The 20,860-nt window shown below is 70.6% G+C and carries 18 protein-coding genes, 6 tRNA genes, 1 pseudogene and 1 riboswitch; of the genes and pseudogenes, 15 read left to right on the top strand and 10 right to left on the bottom strand.

The features are described 5' to 3' along the window. Positions 1 to 103: 103 nt before the first annotated feature. From PXH83_RS13585 to PXH83_RS13575, 3 genes are all read left to right on the top strand, one after another. Positions 104 to 541 carry a hypothetical protein gene (locus tag PXH83_RS13585; protein WP_274560265.1) on the top strand — a complete coding sequence of 146 codons (438 nt, stop codon included), beginning with the start codon at positions 104 to 106 and terminating at the stop codon, positions 539 to 541. A gap of 347 nt (positions 542 to 888) precedes the next feature. Beyond that, positions 889 to 1,653 (top strand): DsbA family protein, encoded by a 765-nt coding sequence (locus tag PXH83_RS13580; RefSeq protein WP_274560263.1) that lies wholly within the window; start codon positions 889 to 891, stop codon positions 1,651 to 1,653. Beyond that, positions 1,650 to 2,498, top strand: coding sequence for a cytochrome c biogenesis CcdA family protein (locus PXH83_RS13575; RefSeq protein ID WP_274560260.1), 849 nt, complete (start codon positions 1,650 to 1,652; stop codon positions 2,496 to 2,498). Before PXH83_RS13580 ends, PXH83_RS13575 begins: the two co-directional genes overlap by 4 nt. A 38-nt stretch (positions 2,499 to 2,536) precedes the next feature. Here the strand turns inward: PXH83_RS13575 and PXH83_RS13570 are convergent. The 5 genes from PXH83_RS13570 to PXH83_RS13550 form a co-directional block, all read right to left on the bottom strand. Next, a tRNA-OTHER gene (locus PXH83_RS13570) sits at positions 2,537 to 2,637 on the bottom strand. A 166-nt stretch (positions 2,638 to 2,803) separates the two neighbouring features. Then, positions 2,804 to 2,880: transfer RNA gene (locus tag PXH83_RS13565), tRNA-Phe, on the bottom strand. 22 nt (positions 2,881 to 2,902) lie between these two features. Further along, positions 2,903 to 2,977: transfer RNA gene (locus PXH83_RS13560), tRNA-Asp, on the bottom strand. A gap of 39 nt (positions 2,978 to 3,016) precedes the next feature. Further along, positions 3,017 to 3,089: transfer RNA gene (locus PXH83_RS13555), tRNA-Glu, on the bottom strand. Positions 3,090 to 3,169: 80 nt separating this feature from the next. Further along, positions 3,170 to 4,702, bottom strand: a complete 1,533-nt coding sequence (locus tag PXH83_RS13550; protein ID WP_274560258.1) for a metallophosphoesterase family protein — start codon at positions 4,700 to 4,702, stop codon at positions 3,170 to 3,172. 91 nt (positions 4,703 to 4,793) lie between these two features. Between PXH83_RS13550 and PXH83_RS13545 the strand changes: the two genes are divergently transcribed. The 9 genes from PXH83_RS13545 to PXH83_RS13505 all read left to right on the top strand — a co-directional run bounded on the left by PXH83_RS13545 (position 4,794) and on the right by PXH83_RS13505 (position 13,760). Next, complete coding sequence (locus PXH83_RS13545; RefSeq protein ID WP_274562814.1) at positions 4,794 to 5,144, top strand: metallopeptidase family protein; 351 nt, start codon at positions 4,794 to 4,796, stop codon at positions 5,142 to 5,144. After that, positions 5,141 to 5,614, top strand: a complete 474-nt coding sequence (locus PXH83_RS13540) for a fluoride efflux transporter FluC (RefSeq protein WP_274560255.1) — start codon at positions 5,141 to 5,143, stop codon at positions 5,612 to 5,614. The genes PXH83_RS13545 and PXH83_RS13540 overlap by 4 nt, the downstream gene beginning before the upstream one ends. Positions 5,615 to 5,648: 34 nt before the next feature. Beyond that, positions 5,649 to 6,011, top strand: coding sequence for a fluoride efflux transporter FluC (locus PXH83_RS13535; protein ID WP_274560253.1), 363 nt, complete (start codon positions 5,649 to 5,651; stop codon positions 6,009 to 6,011). Positions 6,012 to 6,142: 131 nt separating this feature from the next. Further along, positions 6,143 to 6,718 carry a hypothetical protein gene (locus PXH83_RS13530; RefSeq protein ID WP_274560251.1) on the top strand — a complete coding sequence of 192 codons (576 nt, stop codon included), beginning with the start codon at positions 6,143 to 6,145 and terminating at the stop codon, positions 6,716 to 6,718. Between the two features lie 226 nt (positions 6,719 to 6,944). Continuing rightward, positions 6,945 to 9,224 (top strand): DEAD/DEAH box helicase, encoded by a 2,280-nt coding sequence (locus PXH83_RS13525; protein WP_274560249.1) that lies wholly within the window; start codon positions 6,945 to 6,947, stop codon positions 9,222 to 9,224. A gap of 295 nt (positions 9,225 to 9,519) precedes the next feature. Continuing rightward, the gene (locus PXH83_RS13520; RefSeq protein ID WP_274560247.1) at positions 9,520 to 12,522 is read left to right on the top strand and encodes an FG-GAP repeat domain-containing protein; all 3,003 of its coding nucleotides are present in this window, start codon (positions 9,520 to 9,522) and stop codon (positions 12,520 to 12,522) included. Between the two features lie 87 nt (positions 12,523 to 12,609). Further along, positions 12,610 to 12,682: transfer RNA gene (locus PXH83_RS13515), tRNA-Lys, on the top strand. A gap of 176 nt (positions 12,683 to 12,858) precedes the next feature. Further along, entirely contained in the window at positions 12,859 to 13,539 is a 681-nt protein-coding gene (locus PXH83_RS13510; protein ID WP_274560244.1) for an SRPBCC family protein, read from the top strand. A gap of 14 nt (positions 13,540 to 13,553) precedes the next feature. Then, a complete protein-coding gene (locus PXH83_RS13505) occupies positions 13,554 to 13,760 on the top strand; it encodes a DUF5988 family protein (protein WP_274560242.1) in 207 nt (68 codons plus the stop codon). Between the two features lies 1 nt (position 13,761). Here PXH83_RS13505 and PXH83_RS13500 read toward each other — a convergent pair whose 3' ends face one another. The 3 genes from PXH83_RS13500 to PXH83_RS13490 all read right to left on the bottom strand — a co-directional run bounded on the left by PXH83_RS13500 (position 13,762) and on the right by PXH83_RS13490 (position 17,289). Next, a complete protein-coding gene (locus PXH83_RS13500) occupies positions 13,762 to 15,120 on the bottom strand; it encodes a hypothetical protein (protein ID WP_274560240.1) in 1,359 nt (452 codons plus the stop codon). An 85-nt stretch (positions 15,121 to 15,205) separates the two neighbouring features. Then, positions 15,206 to 16,531: a HAMP domain-containing sensor histidine kinase gene (locus PXH83_RS13495; RefSeq protein WP_274560238.1), complete on the bottom strand. Its 1,326-nt coding sequence runs from the start codon at positions 16,529 to 16,531 to the stop codon at positions 15,206 to 15,208. A gap of 80 nt (positions 16,532 to 16,611) precedes the next feature. Further along, positions 16,612 to 17,289: a response regulator transcription factor gene (locus tag PXH83_RS13490; RefSeq protein ID WP_274560236.1), complete on the bottom strand. Its 678-nt coding sequence runs from the start codon at positions 17,287 to 17,289 to the stop codon at positions 16,612 to 16,614. A 113-nt stretch (positions 17,290 to 17,402) separates the two neighbouring features. Here PXH83_RS13490 and PXH83_RS13485 point away from each other — a divergent pair. From PXH83_RS13485 to PXH83_RS13475, 3 genes and pseudogenes are all read left to right on the top strand, one after another. Further along, positions 17,403 to 17,476 (top strand) — tRNA-Met (locus PXH83_RS13485). Between the two features lie 106 nt (positions 17,477 to 17,582). After that, positions 17,583 to 18,329, top strand: coding sequence for a MerR family transcriptional regulator (locus PXH83_RS13480; protein ID WP_274560233.1), 747 nt, complete (start codon positions 17,583 to 17,585; stop codon positions 18,327 to 18,329). Between the two features lie 172 nt (positions 18,330 to 18,501). Then, positions 18,502 to 19,659, top strand: a pseudogene (locus PXH83_RS13475) (PP2C family protein-serine/threonine phosphatase); the annotation flags it as partial. A 266-nt stretch (positions 19,660 to 19,925) separates the two neighbouring features. On the opposite strand, the gene PXH83_RS13470 reads toward PXH83_RS13475, so the two are convergent. Together PXH83_RS13470 and PXH83_RS13465 are read right to left on the bottom strand one after the other, a co-directional pair. After that, complete coding sequence (locus tag PXH83_RS13470) at positions 19,926 to 20,276, bottom strand: DUF2332 family protein (RefSeq protein ID WP_274562813.1); 351 nt, start codon at positions 20,274 to 20,276, stop codon at positions 19,926 to 19,928. Then, on the bottom strand, positions 20,234 to 20,455 hold the full coding sequence (locus PXH83_RS13465; RefSeq protein WP_274560231.1) for a hypothetical protein: 222 nt from the start codon (positions 20,453 to 20,455) through the stop codon (positions 20,234 to 20,236). The genes PXH83_RS13470 and PXH83_RS13465 overlap by 43 nt, the downstream gene beginning before the upstream one ends. 247 nt (positions 20,456 to 20,702) lie before the next feature. Further along, positions 20,703 to 20,859, top strand: a riboswitch (cyclic di-AMP (ydaO/yuaA leader). The last annotated feature ends 1 nt before the right edge of the window (position 20,860 follow it).

The raw sequence follows: 20,860 nt of genomic DNA, 5'->3' as shown, positions 1-20,860 counted from the left end.
CTGGTTCAGGATCTCACCCGGCGGTTGCGAGTGGCGAACCCATTTCCCTTTACGCTTCTGGGGACACGATGCGGCGATGCGCCCGGACGGGAGACCTTGAGCTATGCAGCAGGTCAGCCGCGGGTTCGGGTGGCGTGGTGGGGTGCTGGGTGTGCTGCTCGGGCTGCTGCTGCTCCCGTTGCTGTTTGCGGTGGCTGGGGGTGCGCCTGCGCCTGCGCCTGCGGGCGAAGCGCCGGGTGCGACCGAGGTGGTCGCTTCCGTCTCTGTCCCCGTCCCCGTCCCCGTTGCTGTCTCCGTCCCCGTCTCCGGCGAGGATCGGGAGCCCGGCTGCCGTGAGAAGCACGGGGACGGCGTGGGGAGCGTGCCGGCTGCGCCGCCGCGGAGTGGGGCGGCGTACGAGCTGCTGCCCGCCCTGTACGACGCCAGGGCCGGGAACGGCTCCTGGGGCGCCGACGCCCTGGTCCCGCAGCCCGCGGTCGACCGCCGCCCGCCGCCGCGCGACCCGCCGACGCCGATAGGCCTGTCGGTCCTACGCGTTTAGGGCGGGCGGCCCTGCGGCGGACTTCTTTCCCCACCCCGCCCCTTCCCGCTGTGACATTTTGCGGCTGCCGCCGCGTGGGGGCTCCGCCCCAGACCCCGGTCCTCGGCATTTCAGCCGTAGGGCGTCCGGGCGTCCGGGGGCTTGCCCCCCTCACGCGGCGGAGCCGCAAATGTCACAGCCGGGAAGAGTGGGGTCTCCCCTGCTCGAACGAAGTTGAGAGCTTGGGGAAGGGGTGGGGAAATGAGGCCCCGCCCCCGGCCCCGGCAAGCGACCGCGCCTCGATTCGCCGCGCCCCACGCCCCCACTTTCACGCCGCCCCGCATTTCCTCCAGGAGTACCGAAAACCCATGACCTCCTCCTCCCGTACCCGCTCCAAGTCCGTCGCCATAGCCGCGGGCGTCGCAGCCGCCGCGATCCTCCTCGGTGTCGTCTCGTACACCTCCACCAAGCCGGCGCAGGCCCCGGCAACCCCCGCCGCCGACGTCTCGGCCGACCCGCAGACCGGCGTCTACGCCGAGCTCGCGAAGCTCGCCCGGCGCGAGGCCAAGGACCCCCTCGCCCTGGGCCGGGCCGACGCGCCTGTCGTGCTCATCGAGTACGCCGACTTCAGGTGCGGCTATTGCGGGAAGTTCGCCCGCGACACCGAGCCCGCCCTCGTGAAGAAGTACGTCGACGCCGGGACCCTCCGCATCGAGTGGCGCAACTTCCCCATCTTCGGCAAGGACTCCGAGGCGGCCGCCCGAGGCTCCTGGGCGGCCGGGCAGCAGGGCCGCTTCTGGCAGTTCCACGCGGCGGCGTACGCCGACGGCGCGAAGGAGAAGGGCTTCGGGGACGACCGGCTCAAGGCGCTCGCCGAGCAGGCCGGTGTGAAGGACATCACCCGTTTCACACGCGACGCCGGCAGTGAAGCCGCCGCGCAGGCCGTGCTGAAGGACCAGGAGGAGGCGTACGAGCTGGGTGCCACCTCCACACCGTCCTTCCTCGTCAACGGCAGGCCGATCGCCGGCGCCCAGCCCGCAGCGACCTTCACCGAGGCGATCGAGACGGCGGCGAAGGCAGCGAAGGCGGAGCAGGCAGAGAGGTCGGCCAAGACGGAGAAGGCAGCGAAGTGAGCTCCGACATCGGCTACCTCGCCGCCTTCCTCGGCGGCCTCCTCGCCCTGCTCAGCCCGTGCAGCGCACTCCTGCTCCCGGCCTTCTTCGCGTACTCGATCGACTCGACGTCACGCCTCATGGCCAGGACCGGGATCTTCTACGCCGGACTGGCGACCACCCTCGTGCCGCTGGGCGCGGCCGGCTCGTACGCCGGGCGGCTCTTCTACGGGCACCGCGACCAGCTGGTCCTCGCCGGCGGCTGGCTGATCATCGCGCTGGGCCTCGCGCAGATCCTCGGCATGGGCTTCGCGTCGCGCCGTATCGCCGCCCTGTCCGGCCGTATCCGGCCCACGACGGCGGTTTCGGTGTACGCACTGGGCGCGGTCTACGGCCTGGCGGGCTTCTGTGCGGGCCCGATCCTCGGCAGCGTCCTCACGGTGGCTGCGGTCAGCGGCACCCCGGTGTACGGCGGACTGCTGCTGGCCGTCTACGCGTTGGGCATGGCCGTACCACTGTTCCTGCTTGCACTGCTGTGGGAGCGCTTCGAACTGGGTAACCGGCAGTGGCTGCGAGGGCGGGCGTTCCGGCTCGGCCGCTTCGAACTGCACACCACCTCGCTGCTGTCCGGGCTCTTCTTCGTTGCGCTGGGCACGCTCTTCCTCGCATTCGACGGAACGACGGCCCTGCCCGGACTGCTGGACGCGGACGACTCGTTCGCGGTGGAGGAATGGGTCAGCGGCCTCGGCGAGGCGGTCCCGGACGCGGTACTGCTGACCGGCGTAGTGACCCTGGTAGCCCTGGCCCTGTCCCTGCGCACCTGGCGCCGGACACGCCGGGAGGCGGCGGAGGGGCGGGAGGGGTAACGCGAAAGACCCCGTCCGGTGGGACGGGGTCTTCGGTGTGGTGGCTGGGGCCGGGGTCGAACCGGCGACCTGTCGCCCGCGGCGCAGCCGCTGTCGGACACAGCCAGGCGATCGCTCGTACCAACTGAGCTACCCAGCCACGCGCCTCTTGCGAGGCGCAGCGGTCCTGACGGGATTTGCTGTACCCGATTGCGGCTGCGCCGCGGGCGCGGCCTCCACCTTGACCGGGTGGCGAGCCGGTTGGTGGGGGGTTGGGGGTGCGGGTAACGCGAAAGACCCCGTCTGGTGGGACGGGGTCTTCGGTGTGGTGGCTGGGGCCGGGGTCGAACCGGCGACCTATCGCTTTTCAGGCGATCGCTCGTACCAACTGAGCTACCCAGCCACGCGCCTCTTGCGAGGCGCAGCGGTCCTGACGGGATTTGAACCCGCGGCCTCCACCTTGACAGGGTGGCGAGCACTCCAAACTGCTCCACAGGACCAAGCGTGGTGCGAGAACAAGTCTCGCACACGGTTGTGCGTGCCCCCAACGGGATTCGAACCCGTGCTACCGCCTTGAAAGGGCGGCGTCCTGGGCCACTAGACGATGAGGGCTAGAGCCCGACCTGGGCGCTTTGCAGCGCGTCGGGGACGTGAGAAGCATATGGGATGCCGGGACCGTTCGCCAAAACGGTTTACGGGGGCGTCGCGGGTGAGCTCGGGGAGGGGGACGTTCCGGGGGTGTCCGGCTCTGCCAGATGGCGGCTGACCTCGGCCGTTGTCAGGCCCAGGCCGCCGAGTGTGATCTCGTCCCAGGCCTGGAGCCGCTTGGTCCTGCGGTCCAGATAGAGCACGGACGTACGTACCTTCTCCGGCTCGTCGCTCTCCAGCGCGCGCAGGCCTCCACCGCCCGTCGAACCCTCGATCTTGAGGCGGGTGCCCCGGGGGAGGAGCTCGTTCCTGCGGTTGTGGATGTGCCCCGCCAGTGCGAGCGGCACCTCGCCGTCCGTCTCGTGGGCCGCCACCGGGTTGTGCACGACCGCGATGTCGACCGGCGTGCCGGCGCGCTTCTGGTCGCGCAGGGCGGAGGCGAGGCGGATGCCCGCCATGCGTTCGGCCGGGTCGCCCTGGGCCGCGACCGAGCGGTCAGGGGTGAACTGCGGGTCGCCCATGCCGGCCACCCGCAGGCCCGCGACCGTCACCGCCCTGCCGTCGTCGAGGACGTGTACGCCGTCGAGTTCTTCGAGGTAGCGCTGCGTGGCGGCCGAGTCGTGGTTGCCGCGGACCCAGACGTACGGGGCGCCGAGGTCGGGGATCGGGTCGAGGAAGCTGTTCTCGGCGGCGCCGCCGTGGTCCATCGTGTCGCCGGAATCGATGATCACGTCGATGTCGTACTGCTCGACGAGCGAGCCGATGATGTGCCACGACGCCGGGTTGAGGTGGATGTCGGAGACGTGCAGGACGCGCATCGTGGCCGGGTCCGGGCGGTAGGTGGGGAGCGTCGACGTGGCGTCGTACAGCTTCGTGACATTGGTGACCAGCCGCGCCAACTCCTTTTGGTAGACGTCGAATTCGGTGACGATCGAGCGCGCGTTGCCGACCACCGAGGGCGCCGAGGAGAGCAGTCCGGAGAACTTCGGCTCCAGGACCGATTTGGGGTTCCAGGTGGCGTACGCGCTGATGCCCGACGCCGCCAGCAGGGCCAGCGCCAGGCCGCCCGCCGCCAGGGCCCGGCGCGGGCGGCGGTAGACCGCGAGGCCGAGGGCGGTCGCGCCGGAGACGACGGCGACGCAGGAGCGCAGGGCCAGGCCGGTGGTGCCGTCGGTGACGTCGCTCGTGACCTCGCTCTGGAGGCCGGAGAGGCGCTCGGGGTGCTCGACGAGGGCCTGGGAGCGGGCCGGGTCGAGCTGGTCGACGTCCACGTCGAGGCGGATGGGGGCGACGTGGGTGTCGAGTTCGAGCGCGCCGAGCGGGGAAACGTTGATCTTCGTGCCGCCGGACAGGGACGGGCGCAGCGTCATGCTCGTGTCCATCGGGCCGACCGGCGTACGGACGCTGCCCACGATCAGCAGGCCGAGCCACGCGCCGAGGAGGACCACGGCGGTGAGGCCCAGCGCCCGGGTGTACGGGTGCGGGGTGTGGACGAGGGTGCTGGTGGGGGCGGTGCGTTGGGAGCGGTAGTGACGCTGGAGCCGGGTGACAGTGGCACGGATGCGGTCGCGGGCCATTGGGCCCGTATGCCCAGGAGGGCGGGTGCCCATGCCTGCCCGCCGGGACAGGCGCCCCGCCGCGCGGCCGGAATTCGGTGACAATGGCCGGGTGCTGGAGATGACGCGTGAGGAGTTCGAGGAACTTGTCTCGGAAGCGCTGGACAGGATCCCGCCGGAACTGACGCGACTGATGGACAACGTCGCGGTCTTTGTGGAGGACGAGCCTCCGGCGGACGATCCCGAGCTGCTCGGGCTCTACGAGGGGACACCGCTGACCGACCGTGGTGAGTGGTACGCGGGCGTGCTGCCGGACCGGATCACCATCTACCGGTGGCCGACGCTGCGGATGTGCGAGTCCAGGGAGGACGTCGTCGTGGAGACCGAGATCACCGTCGTCCACGAGGTCGCGCACCACTTCGGCATCGACGACGAGCGGCTGCACGCGCTGGGTTACGGATGAGCGCGAGGGCGCCCGAGCCGATCGATCCCGACGTCGACCTGCATGTACCGGCCGACCGCGCCGAGACCGCCGGACACGCCAAGTGGCACGTGCTCGGGGCGGTCTCGGCGGGCGGCGCGCTGGGAGGCCTGGCCAGGTACGGGGCTTCGGTGCTCTGGCCGGGGAGCGTGTGGACGACGTTCGGCGTCAATGTCGTGGGCTGCGCGCTCATCGGCGTACTCATGGTGCTGCTGAGCGAGCACGGCCGGGGGCATCCGCTGGTCCGGCCGTTCCTCGGGGTCGGCGTGCTGGGCGGCTTCACGACCTTCTCGACGTACGTCGCCGATGTGGCGCGGCTGCTGGAGGAGCGGGAGGCGGTCACCGCGATGGCGTACGCGGCGGGGACGTTCGCGGGGGCGCTGGGTGCGGTGTGGGCGGCGGCGGTGGTGACGCGGGCGGTCGTGGCGCGGGCGGGGGCGGCGGCGCGATGACGTGGGTGCTGGTGGCGGTGGGGGCGACGGCGCGATGACCTGGTTGCTGGTGGCGGTGGGGGCCGCGGTCGGGGCGCCGCTGCGGTATCTGACGGACCGTGCGGTGCAGGTGCGGCACGATTCGGTGTTCCCGTGGGGGACATTTGTGGTCAATGCCGTCGCCAGCCTGGTGCTCGGGCTGCTGACGGGGGCTCTGGTGTCCTCGGGGACGTACGCGCTGCTCGGGACCGGGCTGTGCGGGGCCCTTTCGACGTACTCGACGTTCTCCTACGAGACGCTGCGACTGGCCGAGCGCGGCTGGAAGTTCCTCGCGGTGGCGAATGCGCTGGCGTCGTTGCTGGTCGGGCTCGGTGCGGTCTTTCTGGGGATGGATCTTGCGGAGGGGCTGCTGCGGTAGCCGGGCGGGCGGTGCGTGCCGCCTTGGGGGCAACGCGTGTCCCTTGCGGCGAAAAGGGAGTTGGGCAGTGAAATCCCGCTCGCCGTGCCCCGGAGGTGCCGTCCGTGCGCCAGTTGCCCCAGCCTGTCCGATTGGCCCCTGTCCGACTGGCCGCTGCCGCACTCGCGGTGGCGGCGTCGGCAGGCTGCATGAGCGTGAGCGACGAGGGGGGCAAGCCGGCGCCGTCCCGTTCGACAGCCCGGCAGGGGGTGGTGGCGGAGGCGGCGGAAGGCGGTACGGCGGCGAACGGGACCGGACACGGCCGTACGGGCGAACGCGCGACGGGGGGCCGTGACGGCAAGGACGGCAAGGACCGCGGCAAGGACCGCAAGGACGCCGGGGACGCGTCGGCGAGCCCCGGCTCGTCGCCCGGGGCATCGGCCGCCCCCTCGAAGAGCGGCAAACCGCCCGGGAAGGGCGGCGCGCGGCCCAAGCCGCGTCCCGGTGTGCCGTCGGCGCCCCAGGACACGCCGTCGGCGACCCGCCCGCCCGAGGAGCCCGAGCCGCCGGTGACGCCCGAGCCGCCGCCGCCCACGCCGTCCGAACAGGAGCCGACCCCGCCGCCTCCTTCGGCCTCGCCGGCGGCGGACACGCAGACCGCGGCGATGGGTGAACGGGGGGAGATGCGGCGCGAGCCGGAGGCATCACCGCAGGTGGGGCCGGTGTAGGGGATCCGGTTTGCCTAAAGCGGGGGAGGGTGCGTATGGTTATAGATCGTTTGATCCCATTGCCCGGCGCCGTTGAGTTCTCGTAAAAAACGAGGACCTGGAGCGCCCCGTGGCGCGTACTCTCCCTTACCGTGACTGACCGCACTGAGGCGGTCGATTTGCGATTGATTTGCGATTTCACGGAGTTTGGGCGCGTGCCGAGACTCCGAGAGGTTTCGCATTTCGTATGTCCATTTCCAGCACTGACCGCACCGCCATGCCCGAGAACGAGACGGTCATCGAGGCCGCCGACGTCGTCGAGGCCGTAGAGATCACCGAGATCGTCGAGATCGCCGACGCCGTAGAGGCTGTCGAGATCACCGAGATCGTCGAGACCGGGATCGCCGACTCCGACGTCGACGCGGACTCCGACTCCGACTCCGAGCCCACTGTGACCTTCGCCTCCCTCGGCCTGCCCGAGGGCGTCGTCCGCAAGCTCGCGCAGAACGGCGTCACCGCCCCCTTCCCGATCCAGGCCGCGACCATCCCGGACGCCCTGGCTGGCAAGGACATCCTCGGCCGTGGCCGTACCGGCTCCGGCAAGACCCTCTCCTTCGGTCTGCCGACCCTGGCCACGCTGGCCGGCGGGCACACCGAGAAGAAGAAGCCCCGCGCGATCATCCTCACCCCGACCCGTGAGCTCGCGATGCAGGTCGCGGACGCGCTTCAGCCGTACGGCGACGTACTCGGCCTGAAGATGAAGGTCGTCTGCGGCGGTACGTCCATGAGCAACCAGATCTACGCCCTGGAGCGCGGCGTCGACGTCCTCGTCGCCACCCCGGGCCGTCTGCGCGACATCATCAACCGCGGCGCCTGCTCGCTCGCGAACGTCCAGGTCGCCGTCCTCGACGAGGCCGACCAGATGTCCGACCTGGGCTTCCTGCCCGAGGTCACCGAGCTGCTCGACCAGATCCCCGGCGGCGGCCAGCGGATGCTCTTCTCCGCCACCATGGAGAACGAGATCAGCACGCTGGTCAAGCGCTACCTGACGAACCCGGTCACCCACGAGGTCGACAGCGCGCAGGGCAACGTCTCGACCATGACCCACCACGTCCTCGTCGTGAAGCCGAAGGACAAGGCGCCGGTCACGGCCGCGATCGCCGCCCGCAAGGGCCGCACGATCATCTTCGTCCGCACCCAGCTGGGCGCGGACCGTATCGCCGAGCAGCTGCAGGACTCGGGCGTCAAGGCCGACGCACTGCACGGCGGCATGACGCAGGGCGCCCGTACGCGCGTCCTCGAAGACTTCAAGAAGGGCTACGTCAACGCCCTCGTCGCCACCGACGTCGCCGCTCGCGGTATCCACGTCGACGGCATCGACCTGGTCCTGAACGTGGACCCGGCCGGTGACCACAAGGACTACCTGCACCGTTCGGGCCGTACCGCCCGTGCCGGCAAGTCCGGCGTCGTCGTCTCCCTGTCGCTGCCGCACCAGCGCCGCCAGATCTTCCGCCTGATGGAGGACGCGGGCGTCGACGCCTCGCGCCACATCGTCGGTGGAGCGGGCGCGTTCGAGCCGGAGGTCGCCGAGATCACCGGCGCCCGTTCGCTGACCGAGGTCCAGGCCGACTCCGCGAACAACGCCGCCAAGCAGGCGGAGCGCGAGGCCAAGGAGCTCACCATCGAGCTGGAGCGCATCCAGCGCCGTGCGACCGAGCTCCGCGAGGAGGCCGACCGCCTGGTCGCCCGCGCGGCGCGTGAGCGCGGCGAGGACCCGGAGGCGGCTGTCGCCGAGGTGGCCGCGGCCACCGAGGCCGAACTCGCCGCCGCTGCCGCTGCGGCCGCTGTGGCGGCCCAGCCGGTGGAGCGCCGCGACGATCGCGGCAACTTCCAGCGCCGTGACGACCGTGGCGGTGACCGTGGTGGCTTCCGCGGTGGTGACCGCGGTGGTGACCGTGGCGGCTTCAACCGCGGCGGTGACCGCGGTGGCGACCGTGGTGGTTTCCAGCGTCGTGACGACCGTCCGGCCGGTGGCGACCGTGGTGGCCGTTCCTTCGAGCGTCGTGACGACCGTGGTGGCGACAACCGTGGTGGCGGCTTCCGTCGCGACGACCGTCCGTCCGGTGGTTTCCAGCGTCGTGACGACCGTCCGGCCGGTGGTGGCCGTTCCTTCGAGCGTCGTGACGACCGTGGTGGCGACAACCGTGGTGGCGGCTTCCGTCGCGACGACCGTCCGTCCGGTGGTTTCCAGCGTCGTGACGACCGTCCCGCCGGTGGCGACCGTGGCGGCTTCCAGCGCCGTGACGACCGCCCGGCGACCGGTGGCGGCTTCCGCGCCGGTGGCCACGCCGACCGTCCGTTCAACCGCGACCGTCGTGACGACCGTCCGGCCGGCGGCGGCTTCCGCACCGGTGGCCACGACCGCCCGCAGGGCCGTCGCGACGACCACCGCAGCAGCGGCAGCACCGGCACAGGCACCGGCTCGTTCGGCCGCCGTGACGACAAGCCGCGCTGGAAGCGCAGCTGACAACTGATCAGCTCGGCGGCGTAATCCGCTGACCTGCGAAAGCGGGCCCGTTCTTAACGAACAGGCCCGCTTTTGTTTTCCCTTTCCCCACATGCATAACTGCTGTTACGCTCCGGCCACTTGCATGGGGAGCACCGCCGGGGGGCGTGGCTCGATTCGATTCGCCGACGGCGCGCACAGCCGCCGTCGCTTCCCCATGCCTTCTGCAGGCTCCCGGGGAGGGACCCCAGTGACACGTCATGCCCTTGTACGCGGCACGATCGCCGCAACCATGGGAGTCGGCCTAGTTGCGTCCATGAGCGCTTCGGTGGCTGCGGAGGCGCCGGCCTCACAGGAAGTCGTCGTTCCCACGACCCTCCGGGACGAGGCCCAGGCGGCCACGCTCTTTGCCGGGCCGGGCTGGGACACGGACGGTGTCGGCGCGCGCGGAGTGTTCCACCAGGAAAGAGGTCTCTCCGCGTGGCAGTGGACGCGCTTCGAGGACGGCGAGACCTTCGCGGTGCCCGCCAGCGGCTTGGGCCGCTCTACGGGAACCGACGCGCTGGCCCATGTCGACGGCCGGGAGGTGGAGCTCCGGGACGCGTCGGACGGTACGGTCCGCAGGCTCACGGTGCCGAGTGGGCTGACCTATCTGCGTATCTACGGCAGCACGGTTGTCGCCGTAAGAAGCGTCATCGGTGCGGACGGCACGACCACCAGGTGGCTGCACTTCCTGTCGCCCGACGGCGACGGGGACACACGTGACGTGGTCGTCACCGGCCTGCCCGAGGGCAGCCAGATCGGCGCTCCCGTCACGGGCGACGCCAAGGACATCTTCGCTCTGGCCCGAGTCGACGGTCTGGCCCGCCTGGTGCGGGTGGACGCGGTCACCGGCCGGGTCGCCGCGATCAGCGCGCCGCTCCCCGACGGATACGGGTACGCGACGGCCACGGCTGACCGTGTCGCTGTCTACAGCACGCGCAAGACAGCCGTGCTGGTGCTTCCCCGTAATGATCTCTCGGCGCAACCCGCCACGGTGGACCTGGCGCCCGCGCAGCCGACCGCGCACCACAACCTTGCGGTCGTCGGCGACTGGCTGGCGTACGAAGACAGCCTCGGTGCGATCGTCACGAGGCCGATTGCGGGCGGCCCCTTGGTGACTCTGGTGCAAAGGACCTCGGGGCCACTCGCGACCGGCCCTGGCGGGTCCGCAGTGGTGGTCGGCGGATCCTCCTACCCCACCGACTGGGGCATCCGCCGGATCACCGAGGGCGAGGGCGGAAAGCCGGCCGTGACTCTCGTCAAGAAACTGCCGCAACTGCCAGCCGCCATTGAGGGGCTGGCGCTCGCGCAGGGGCGCCTCGGCTTCATCGACAACAGCACGGGCACGAAGCAGGACTACGGCCGCACGCTCAGCCCCACCGGCACGCCGACGTACGGCGAGCGCGGCCGGCTCACCGACTACGCCTACAGCCTGCCGGCGTGCGCGGACGACGACCCCGCCTGCGGCGCGCTCCACGGCCTGGGCGACGGGCGGTTCGCGCGGCTGGACCGGGACACCGCAGAGCGGGACCTTGTGCGCGTCGAAGGGACGGCCGCCGACGACGGCAGCACGCTGGTGGTGCCCGAGGACGGGGAGATCACCTCCGTCACCCCGGACCACCTGATCCACACATCCAGGGCGGCGGGACAGCAGACCGTCTACCGCCTGTCCGACGGAAAGGCCCTCGTTCAGCGCAGCCCAGGTGCCGCCGCCGTGTGGGCGGGCCGGCTGTGGACCCCGGGCACGGCGAAGGGCGTAGTCACCGCCCGAAACCTGGCCGCCGGGACTACCGCCGAATCCGTGGGCACCGGCGCGGACTGCGTGCCCGACGAGCTTCAGGCGGTCGGGCGCTGGCTGTACTGGAGCTGCCCCTCGGGTGGTCCCGCCGGGGTGTACGACCGTACGGAGAAGAAATCGGTGCCCGTGCCTTCGGGCGAGGCGCTGCTCGGTGACGGATGGGTGGTCACGCACGACAAGGCCACCGGGAAGCTCGTTCTCACGGCGGTGGACACCGGGGAAGCCCGCAGCCGTACCGTCGGCGACCTGCCCGTTACGGGCGTCTCGCAGCGGCATGTGCGGTGGACCGTCGACCGCTTCGGCGGCAACGCCGCCTACGTGGACGACCAGGAACAGGTTCACCTGGTCCCGTCTGGCGTCCTCGGGCAGCGCATGACCACCGCCGGGGCCCCGGCCAACAGCACTCAGGTCACCGCGCGCACCTTCGACGCCGTGCCCGAGATCGTCACGACCACGCCGCTGTCCAAGCCGGCCGCGTCCTGGACGCTCACGCTGCGCGACAAGGGCACCGGCAAGGTCGTCGACACGGTGCGCGGTGGCGCCGTACGCGAGGAACTCGCCGCCCACTGGCACGGCATGGTGCCCGGCGCGCAGGGCGATGCCGCCTTCCCGAACGGTACGTACGCCTGGACACTGTCCGTTCTGCCCGCGGACGGAAACGGCGCCGCGTTGCAGCGGACCGGGACCGTCAAGCTGCGGGGCGCGGCACCTGTGCGCCACGACTTCGTGGCGGGCGACGCCGTCGGGGATCTGCTGACGCTGAACTCCTCCGGCAGTTTCACCTTCCAGCACGGGACCGGCGGAGGGAAGTTCTCCGGCAAGACGTCGGGCAGTGGCTGGTCGACGTCGGCGTACGCCGTGCCGTTCGGCGACGTGAACGGCGACCGGTGCAACGACGTGCTGGTGCGGCAGCCCTCTGGTGAGCTGCGCGCGTACAAGCCCGGATGCGGGAAGCCGCTGACGCCCTCGACGGCGTACACCTCGATCGGGTCCGGCTGGGGGCAGTACGACGTGCTGACGTCTCCCGGCGACATGAACGGTGACGGCCGTACGGACCTGGTGGCGCGTCATGCGTCCACCGGCGACGTGTACTTCATCGCCGGTGCGACGGGTGGGAAGCTCGCGGCCAAGGTGAGGATCGGCACGAACTGGAAGACGTACGGGCGCATCGCCGGCGTCGGTGACATCACCGGCGACGGCAAGGCGGACCTGATCGCGCACGACAAGTCGGGTGGCCTGTGGCGCTACGACGGTGTGGGCAACGGCACGTTCAAGGCGCGGGTGCAGGTCTTCAAGGACTGGGGGCGTTCGTACAACGCCCTCGTGGGCATCGGTGACCTGAACGGCGACGGCAAGCCGGACATTGTCGCGCGCGACACCGCCGGGAAGCTCTTCCGCAACGACGGCAACGGCCGTGGCTCCTTCGGCGGTCGTACCGAGATCGCCACCGGCTGGCAGGGTTACAAGGGCCTGTTCTAGGCTCCGTACACGCTTCGACGGGCCCGGCAACCGATACCCGATCGGTTGCCGGGCTCGCTGCGGCTATGCTCGGGGGTGATTCGCCGAGGGCCGTTAGCTCAATTGGCAGAGCAGCGGACTTTTAATCCGTTGGTTGTGGGTTCGAGTCCCACACGGCCTACCGCTCAGCCCCAGGTCAGAGATCCTCTGACCTGGGGCTGGTCTTTTTTCCGGCTCCTGCGTGAGCGTGTCGTCCCTCCGAACGGCGCCGGGCCCATGCCGGTTGCGGAGCGGCGAGCGCTGGCAGCAGGGTGGCTGTGCGGGTGCTCGAACGCACACGAACCAGGAGCGACAGCCATGACCGAGCAGAAGGCCTTCCGGGTCGAGACCCTGATCCACGCGCCGCTGGAGACCGTCTGGCAGGCGCTCACCGAACCGGACCGGATCCGGGAATGGTTCGGCTGGGATTACGACGGGATCGAGGCCGAGATCCGGTACATCTTCGTCGATCACGCCCAGCAGCTGCCCGACGAGCACCGGATCGTGCTGGAGGAGGATCAGGAGATCCAGCTCTCGGCGGACGGTCCGGAACGTACTGTCGTGCGGGTTGTCTGTGGTGGTGCGGCGGCCGACGGGCGTTATGACGGGGTGGAAGAGGGCTGGCGCACCTTCCTGGAGCAGTTGCGGTTCTGGCTGGAGCGGGAGGGTGTGCGGTCCCGGCGGACGGTCTATATGACCGGGTCGGCCAATGCGGCCATGGTGCGGGACAGCCTGCAGACCACCGGCACCCAGATCTGGCACACCAGCCGCTTCCAGCACATCCTCGTCGACACCGACGGCCACCTGGTCGCCATCAGCGCCGAGCAGCCGCTCGACACCGCCGAGCCCGTCGGCACCGGCCCGGTCGCCGTCACCGTGTCGGCGTACGGGGTCGACGACGCCGCCTTCGCCGGGCTGAGCAAGGAATGGGCGGTCCTGTGGGGGGTGCTGGCCCGGGATGTGGAGGTCGTCACGACATGCGGAGATGCGGAGGGGTAGGAACACTGGGGGGCATGACAGAAAAGGCACTTCTGGAGGGCGGACCGAACGACCTGCACGAGCGGATCGTTCCGATCACGCCCCCCGGAAAAGAGCTGAAGATTCCGCACCGCGGCGGGTACGAGCACTTCAAGATCACCTCCCCACCGCGCCACCAGGACAGTGCGGAGGGCCGGCTGACCGTCTATGAGTGGTGGGAACGGACAGAGATCGCCGAGTGACTCAGGTCTTTGCCTGCGCCAGTGCGGCCATGAGCCGGGGTGCCGACTCCGCCGCCGCGGCAGTGTCCTTGCGGTCGGCCGCGCCGCGCAGTTCGCGCAGCCGGTCCTCGATCTGCTTCGCCTTGTCGGGCGCGGTGTTGTGCCGGACACGGTCCCAGGTGAGTTCGAGGCTGGTGACAGTTCCTGCGACCGCGCCCGCGTCGTCGGCCTCCGCGTCCAGCTTCAGCTGACGGGCCCACAGGTCCATGCGGTCCGACTCGACCTTGGCGAGCGGTTCGTAGTGCAGGTGCAGGTCGAGGTCGTTCTGGGCGACCCGCAGGACCGCTCCGTGCACGAGCTCCGCGTCGCGCGCCTTGACGGCCTCGGCGAGCGCGTCGAGGTCGCGGTTCATCTGCTGGGTGAGCAGGTCCGGGACACGGTCCGAGGTCCGGTACGCGTCCCAGGCGGCACGCACGTTCTCGGCCGCTGCCGGGTCCGGCGCCCCGTCACTGTGCGCGTCACGGACGGCGGTCGACAGGGCGGTCAGCTTCTCCGGCACAGGGCCGGGCTTCGCATCGGTCGGGACGGCGAGTGAGACGGCCTCCAGCTCGCCCTCCTTACCGGTGGAGAACTCCCCGTACCCGGGTGCGAAGACCTTCTCCTCACGGGAGCCGTCCATGTGCAGCTCGGCCACTGTGATCGCGCCCTTGACCGGCCCGTACGGACCCTTGACCGTCTGGTTCACGGCCTTGACGGTGACCTCCTCGAAGACGACCTCCGGGACGTTCTCCGGCCGGTACACGTCTCCGACCTTCGGGTCGGCAGGCATGATCATGGCGGGGGGCCCGGTCTTTCCGGCCAGCCAGGTGCCTTCGGTGTCGGCCACGACGCCGTCCTCGTAGTTGAAGACGTCTTCGCCGAAGTACCAGACGGAGCCGTCGTCGGCCTGTGCGAACCAGTCGTGCGCGAGCTCCACGATGCGTCCGTCGGACAGCGCCATGTACTGGAGCGTGCGCACCTTCACCTTTTCGCCGTTCATCGTGATGGTTTTGGTGTCGGGCAGCAGGGTGAACTCGGTCCGGAACGGCTTGTCGTCGACCTGGCCGCCGTAGATCACCTGCTTGACCTCCGAGCTCGGGTGGAGCGGGTTGGTGATGGAGGTCGGACGCGTGAAGACCGGCTCGGCCGTGTCCACCCGGTCCTTCTCGGGTGCGAGCGGCAGGCATTCGTCGGTCGGCTCGCCGGTGTCCTCGTCCACGACCCGCACACAGTCCGTACGCGCCTTCGGCTCCGAGGCGTCGGCGCCGCACGCACCGGTCGCGAGCGTCGCGGTCAGGGCCACGCCCACCGCGGCCGCCAGGTTCAGCTTTCGGTTTCTCATGGCTGCCTCCTCGTCCGATCCGACTCGGTACGGAGAGCGTGGCAGCCGGGCGCTGAAAGGAGCCTGAACGAAGCTGAACGGGCCTTCAGCTGCCGACCGGCCCAGGCAGCGACACCTCGAAGCGGGCCCCGCCCAGGGCACTTTCGGACACCGTGGCCGTACCGCCGTACGCCGCCACCAGCTCCGCGACGATCGCCAGCCCGAGCCCGCTGCCGCCGGTTCCCCCGGAGCGGGATCGCGCGTCGTCGAGGCGTACGAACCGCTCGAAGACCCGCTCCCGATCGGCGGCCGGCACTCCGGGGCCGTCGTCCTCGACCCCGAGCACGATCCGGCCGTCCTCCCGCTCCGCGAGGTCGAACGCGACCTGCGAGCGGGCGTGGCGTGCCGCGTTGTCGCCGAGATTGCGCAGCACCCGCCGCAGGCCCTGCGCGTCCGCCTCCAGCCTCGCCGCCGACACCCCCGCGGTCCGGATCCGCAGCCCGGTGGCCGTCGAGCGCAGCCGCCGCGCCTCGTCCAGAACCAGGTCGTCGAGGTCGACCGTTTGCAGGCGCGGGCGCAGCGCGTCCTCGTCGGCCCGTGCGAGAAGGAGCAGGTCGTCGACGAGCCCCTGGATCCGTAGATCCTCCGCAAGTACGGTTGCCGCCAGCTCCTCGGGGGCCGTCCGGCCGGGGTGGGCGAGCGCGACCTCGGCATGCTGGCGGATGGAGGCGACGGGCGAACGCAGTTCGTGCGAGGCGTCCGAGATGAAGCGCCGCTGCGCCGTCTGGGCGCGTTCCAGGCGGGCCAGCATGCTGTTCATGGTGGCGGCGAGCCGTGCGATCTCGTCGCGGCCGCGCGGCAGCGGCACCCGCCGGTGCAGTTCGGCGGAGGAGATCGCGTCGACCTCGGCGCGCATCGCTTCGACCGGCGCCAGCGCCCGTCCGACCGCCGTCCAGGTGGCCCACGCGGCCAGCAGGAGCAGCAGCGGCAGCCCCACCAGCAGCAGCCGGGTGACGATCTGCGTCGATTCGGCGACCGCGATCAGGGCTCGCCCGACCAGCACCGTCCTGCGGCTGTCCGGCGGTTCCGGCCCCTCGGCGGTCGCCGCGACCACCAGGAACTCGTCCTCGTCCAACGGCGTGGTGGTCCTCGTTTCGCCGTCCTCGTCCGGGCGCACCAGCGCGGGCAGACCCTGCACATTCCCGCTGGACGCCACCACCGTGCCCTCGGAGTCCAGGACCTGGATGAACTGCTCCTCGGGCTCGGCCACGGCCAGCGAAGGCAGCCCGCGCCCCGAGTCGATCACGGATGCCACCTGCTCGGCGCGGGTACGGGCCGTCTCCCGTACGTCGCCGGTCAGTTCGGCCCGTAGCAGCGCGACCAGGGTCACGGCTCCCGCGACCAGCCCCACGGCGACGACGAGAACGGCCACGACGGCCGACCGGAACCGGACCCCCCTCGGAAAGCCCGTCCGCCGGCGCATCGTCAGTCGCCGCATCGTCCGCCGCATCGTCAGCCGCCGTCCGGGGCCAGCCGGTAGCCGCTGCCGCGCATCGTCTCGATGGCGGCCCGCCCGAAAGGCCGGTCGAGCTTGTTGCGCAGATGGCGGATGTAGACCTCGACGATGTTCGGGTCGCCCTCGAAGTCGTCGTCCCACACGTGCGCAAGAATCTCCCGCTTGGACACCGTCTCGCCGCGCCTGCGCAGCAGGAACTCCAGCAACGCCAGCTCCCGTGCGGTCAGCTCGACCCGTACGCCGTCGCGGGAGACCTCCTTGGCCGCCGGATCCAGTCGCAGCCCCCCGGCGCTGAGCACGGCGGGCCGCTGGTGCGGGTCGCGGCGCAGGAGCGCACGCAGCCGGGCGAGCAGTACGGCGTACGAGAAGGGCTTGGTCAGGTAGTCGTCGGCGCCGGCGTCGAGGCCCTCGACCTCGTCCCACTCGCCCTCCTTGGCGGTGAGCATCAGGATCGGCGTCCAGTTGCCCTCGGCGCGCAGGGCGGCGCAGACGCGGTAGCCGTTCAGGCCCGGCAGCATGATGTCGAGGACGATCGCGTCGTACGCGGTCTCGCGCGCCCGCCACAGGCCGTCCGTACCGTTGAGTTCGACGTCGACGGCGAAGCCCTCCGCCTCCAGGCCGTTGCGCAGCCCTTCGGCGAAGCGCTCCTCGTCCTCGACGACCAGAACCCGCATGCGGCGATTGTGACCCGGGCCACCTGAACGGGGGCTGAACGCGCCCGTGTGTCGGGCCCGGACCGCAGGTGGTCGGCGGTGCTCCACCAATGGCGTAGAGTTGTGTTTACCGACGCGGGGTGGAGCAGCTCGGTAGCTCGCTGGGCTCATAACCCAGAGGTCGCAGGTTCAAATCCTGTCCCCGCTACTGAAGAAGTAGTGATCAAGGCCCGGACTCTTTGAGTCCGGGCCTTTTTCGTGTCCGCGCTTTCTCCCTTGACCTTTACGCAACGTCAAGATTTAGCGTGTGAGTCATGGAGTGGTCGATCCAGGACATCGCACGCAAAGCCGGAACCACCAGCCGCACCTTGCGCCACTACGGCGACCTGGGACTGCTGGCGCCCAGCCGGGTCGGGAGCAATGGATACCGCTATTACGACCAGGAGGCGCTCGTACGGCTGCAGCGCATTCTGCTGCTGCGTGAGCTGGGGCTCGGGCTGCCCGCCATCGCGGAGGTGCTCGACGGCCAGCGGGATACAGCCGGCGCCCTGCGCACGCATCTGGCGCTGCTGGAGCAGGAACGGGAGCGCATTGGGCGACAGATCGCCTCCGTGCGGACCACTCTGCGGAAAACCGAGGAAGGGGAAGAGCTCATGGCCGAGGAAGTATTCGACGGGTTCGATCACACGCAGTACGAGCAGGAGGTGACCGAGCGCTGGGGGCGTGACGCGTACGAGAAGGGTGACCGCTGGTGGCGGTCGCTCAGCGCCGAGGAGAAAAAGGCGTTCCAGGACAAGCAGATCCGGATCGGCGAGGACTTCGCCCGGGCGCTGAAGGAGGGCAAGGCCGTCGCCGGTGACGAGGTGCAGGACATCGTGCGGCGGCAGGTCGAGTGGCTGTCGGTGACGGTCACGCCGTCCAGGTCGTACGTCCTCGGGCTCGGCGAGATGTACGTCGCCGACCCCCGCTTCACCGCGACGTACGACCGGCACGGCGAGGGCACGGCCGTCTTCGTCCGGGATGCGATGAAGGTGTACGCCGAGCGGCACCTCACCGACTGACGCCCCGAAGCGTCCCCAAGGCCCATCGCGTCCCCCCGTCCTCCGTCCCCTGTCCCCCTGTCCCCCTGTCCCCCTGTCCCCGCGTCCCCCGATCGGCCGACACCGGTTGGCCGTGCGGCGCGGCTGCGGCCAGCCTGAGTGGGGCGCGGTACCGTCCGCACCCGGGTGCGGACTGGGCAGGAGACCACAGGTGGGGAACCAAGACGGAGGCGGCAGCCGTGTCGTGCGCACGACACGGATGTTCGTCCGGGCACTGCCCGCGCTGCTGATCGTCGGCGGGTGCATCTTCGACCTCGCGACTCCGCCCAACTTCACCGCGTCGCCGCTCTTCGCCGCCGCCCCGCTGATCGCCGCACCCTTCTTCACCCTCCACGGCACGTTGCTGACCGGCGCCGTCGTGGCCGCTGTCGTCGCGGCCCTGCACCTCCACAACGGCACCGCGACGCAGGTCGAGGCCGTCACCGAGTTCGTCACCGTCATCACCGTGGCCGCCTTGGCGGTCGTCATCAACCGTGTCGTACGCCGCAGCGGCCGGCAGCTCGCGTCCGCGCGCGAGATCGCGGAGGCCGCCCAGCGCGCAGTGATCCCCATCCCCGCCGACCGCATCGCCGGGCTCATGGTCGCGGCGCGGTACGAGGCCGCGCGGGCGGACGCCTTCATCGGCGGCGACCTCTTCGCCGTACAGGACACCCCCAGCGGGGTGCGTCTCGTGGTGGGCGACGTACGCGGCAAGGGGCTCGGCGCGGTGGAGGCGGTGGCGATCGTCGTCGGGGCGTTCCGGGAGGCCGCCGAGCAGGAGGGCTCGCTCGAAGAGGTCGCGCGGCGGCTGGAGCGGGCGCTGGAGCGGGAGGGCGCGCGGCGGGACGGGCTGGATGCCTTCGAGGGGTTCACCACCGCCGTCCTCGCCGAGATCCCGCACGGCGAGGGCATCGTACGGCTGGTCAACCGAGGCCATCCGGAGCCGCTGCTGCTGTACGCCGACGGGGGCCTCCAGCCCATCGAGCCCACCGAGACCGCGCTGCCGCTGGGCATGGGGCTGGGGGACTGGCCGGACCGGGCGCAGGAGTACGCGTTCCCCGCCGGGGCCACGCTGCTGCTCTATACGGACGGCCTTTCGGAGGCCAGGAACGCGGCGGGCGTCTTCTACGATCCGGCCGCCCGGCTGCGCGGGCGCCTTTTCCCGGGCCCCGGCGACCTGCTCGACGCGATCATCGACGACGTACGGCTGCACACGGGGGGCGGGGCCACGGACGACATGGCCCTGCTGGCGGTCGGGCGGCCCGCGGAGGGGCAGCAGGACCGCCGCAGGACGGTGGACATCATCAAGCGGGTCCACCGAGCCAGTGCAGGCCCACCAGTCGGATTAGCCAACCGTAGTGATCCCGTGGCAGAGTGTGACATGCATGCCCGGCGCCCAGGCGACGTCAGGCACCCTCCCCGGTCAGGACCTGTGTGCCTGATCGGCCAGCGTCCGGAGGGACGTGCCACGCGGGCCGACGGCTTCGTCCATCGGCACCAGGGCACGAAGGCGATTGGCTTCACTGGGTCTCATCCCGGTGCTCTGATCCCGTGCAACCCACGGGATCCCTAAGCCAATCAGAGACGCTCTGCCCGTGCGGTGCCGTAAAGGCGACCGCGCGCTCGTCGACGGCGGGGGCGCTCCGTGCGGCCCGGCCAGATCAGTGACCGGAGCCAGCGGACGTCCTCCTCGTCGGTGGTGTCCAGCGGGTTGAGGTCGATGCCTGCGCGCCAGGCGACCTCGGGGAGTGCGGCGGGCAGGGGCACGGGGCCTTCTGTGCGGCAGTCGAGGGTGACGGGCGAACTGCCCAGTTGCTCGCCGCCGTTGTAGCGGTAGGCGTAGCGGTCGGGATGCAGGCACAGGCCGGCCGAAGCGCCGACCTCGATCAGGGCGAGCGGCTGGGGGAGCGTGGCGAGGGCGGGGAGCAGGGTGGCGCAGCGCGCGGGCTCATGTTGCCGGGGGGCAGGGCGGCGATGCGGGCGCAGAGGTCCTGGTCCTCGCTGATGCGGGCGGTGAGTTCGGCGTATACGGGAGATACCCCTCGTGCCTGCTCCACGGAGAACTCGCGGTAGCGGTCGGCCACGGATTGCGTGCTGCTGACAACCATGTCCCGAAACCTAGCTTCGCGACGCTGGGTAATCGCAAGACACCCCTCCGCATAACAATTGACGAACCGTCATGGGGCGGATGTTTTCTGAGGGGCGGTCAACTCGCCCGATTGTGGTCAGTTGTGTCCTGATTGGTGCGGGCCAATGCCGTTAACGATCACCGGGAACAGCTTGGAAACGGACCCCCCTGTCTATTAACGTTCGATAACGCAGCGCGGTCGTCCCAGTCGTCGCAAGAGACGACACCGTGCGCACGCGCCGAATTCCGCAAGGGAACCGGGGAACCATTCCTTGGGGTGAATCGGGCCGGCCTTCGTACGTCTCGTACGTACGGAGAGGCTCGTAGGAGACCTTCCTGCTCCGAACCCGTCAGCTAACCCGGTAGGCGAGAAGGAAGGAAAGGA

Source organism: Streptomyces spiramyceticus, from assembly GCF_028807635.1.
GTDB lineage: Bacteria > Actinomycetota > Actinomycetes > Streptomycetales > Streptomycetaceae > Streptomyces > Streptomyces spiramyceticus.
The sequence above is the reverse complement of the archived record's forward strand: the minus strand, read 5'-3'. Positions and strand labels throughout refer to the sequence as shown.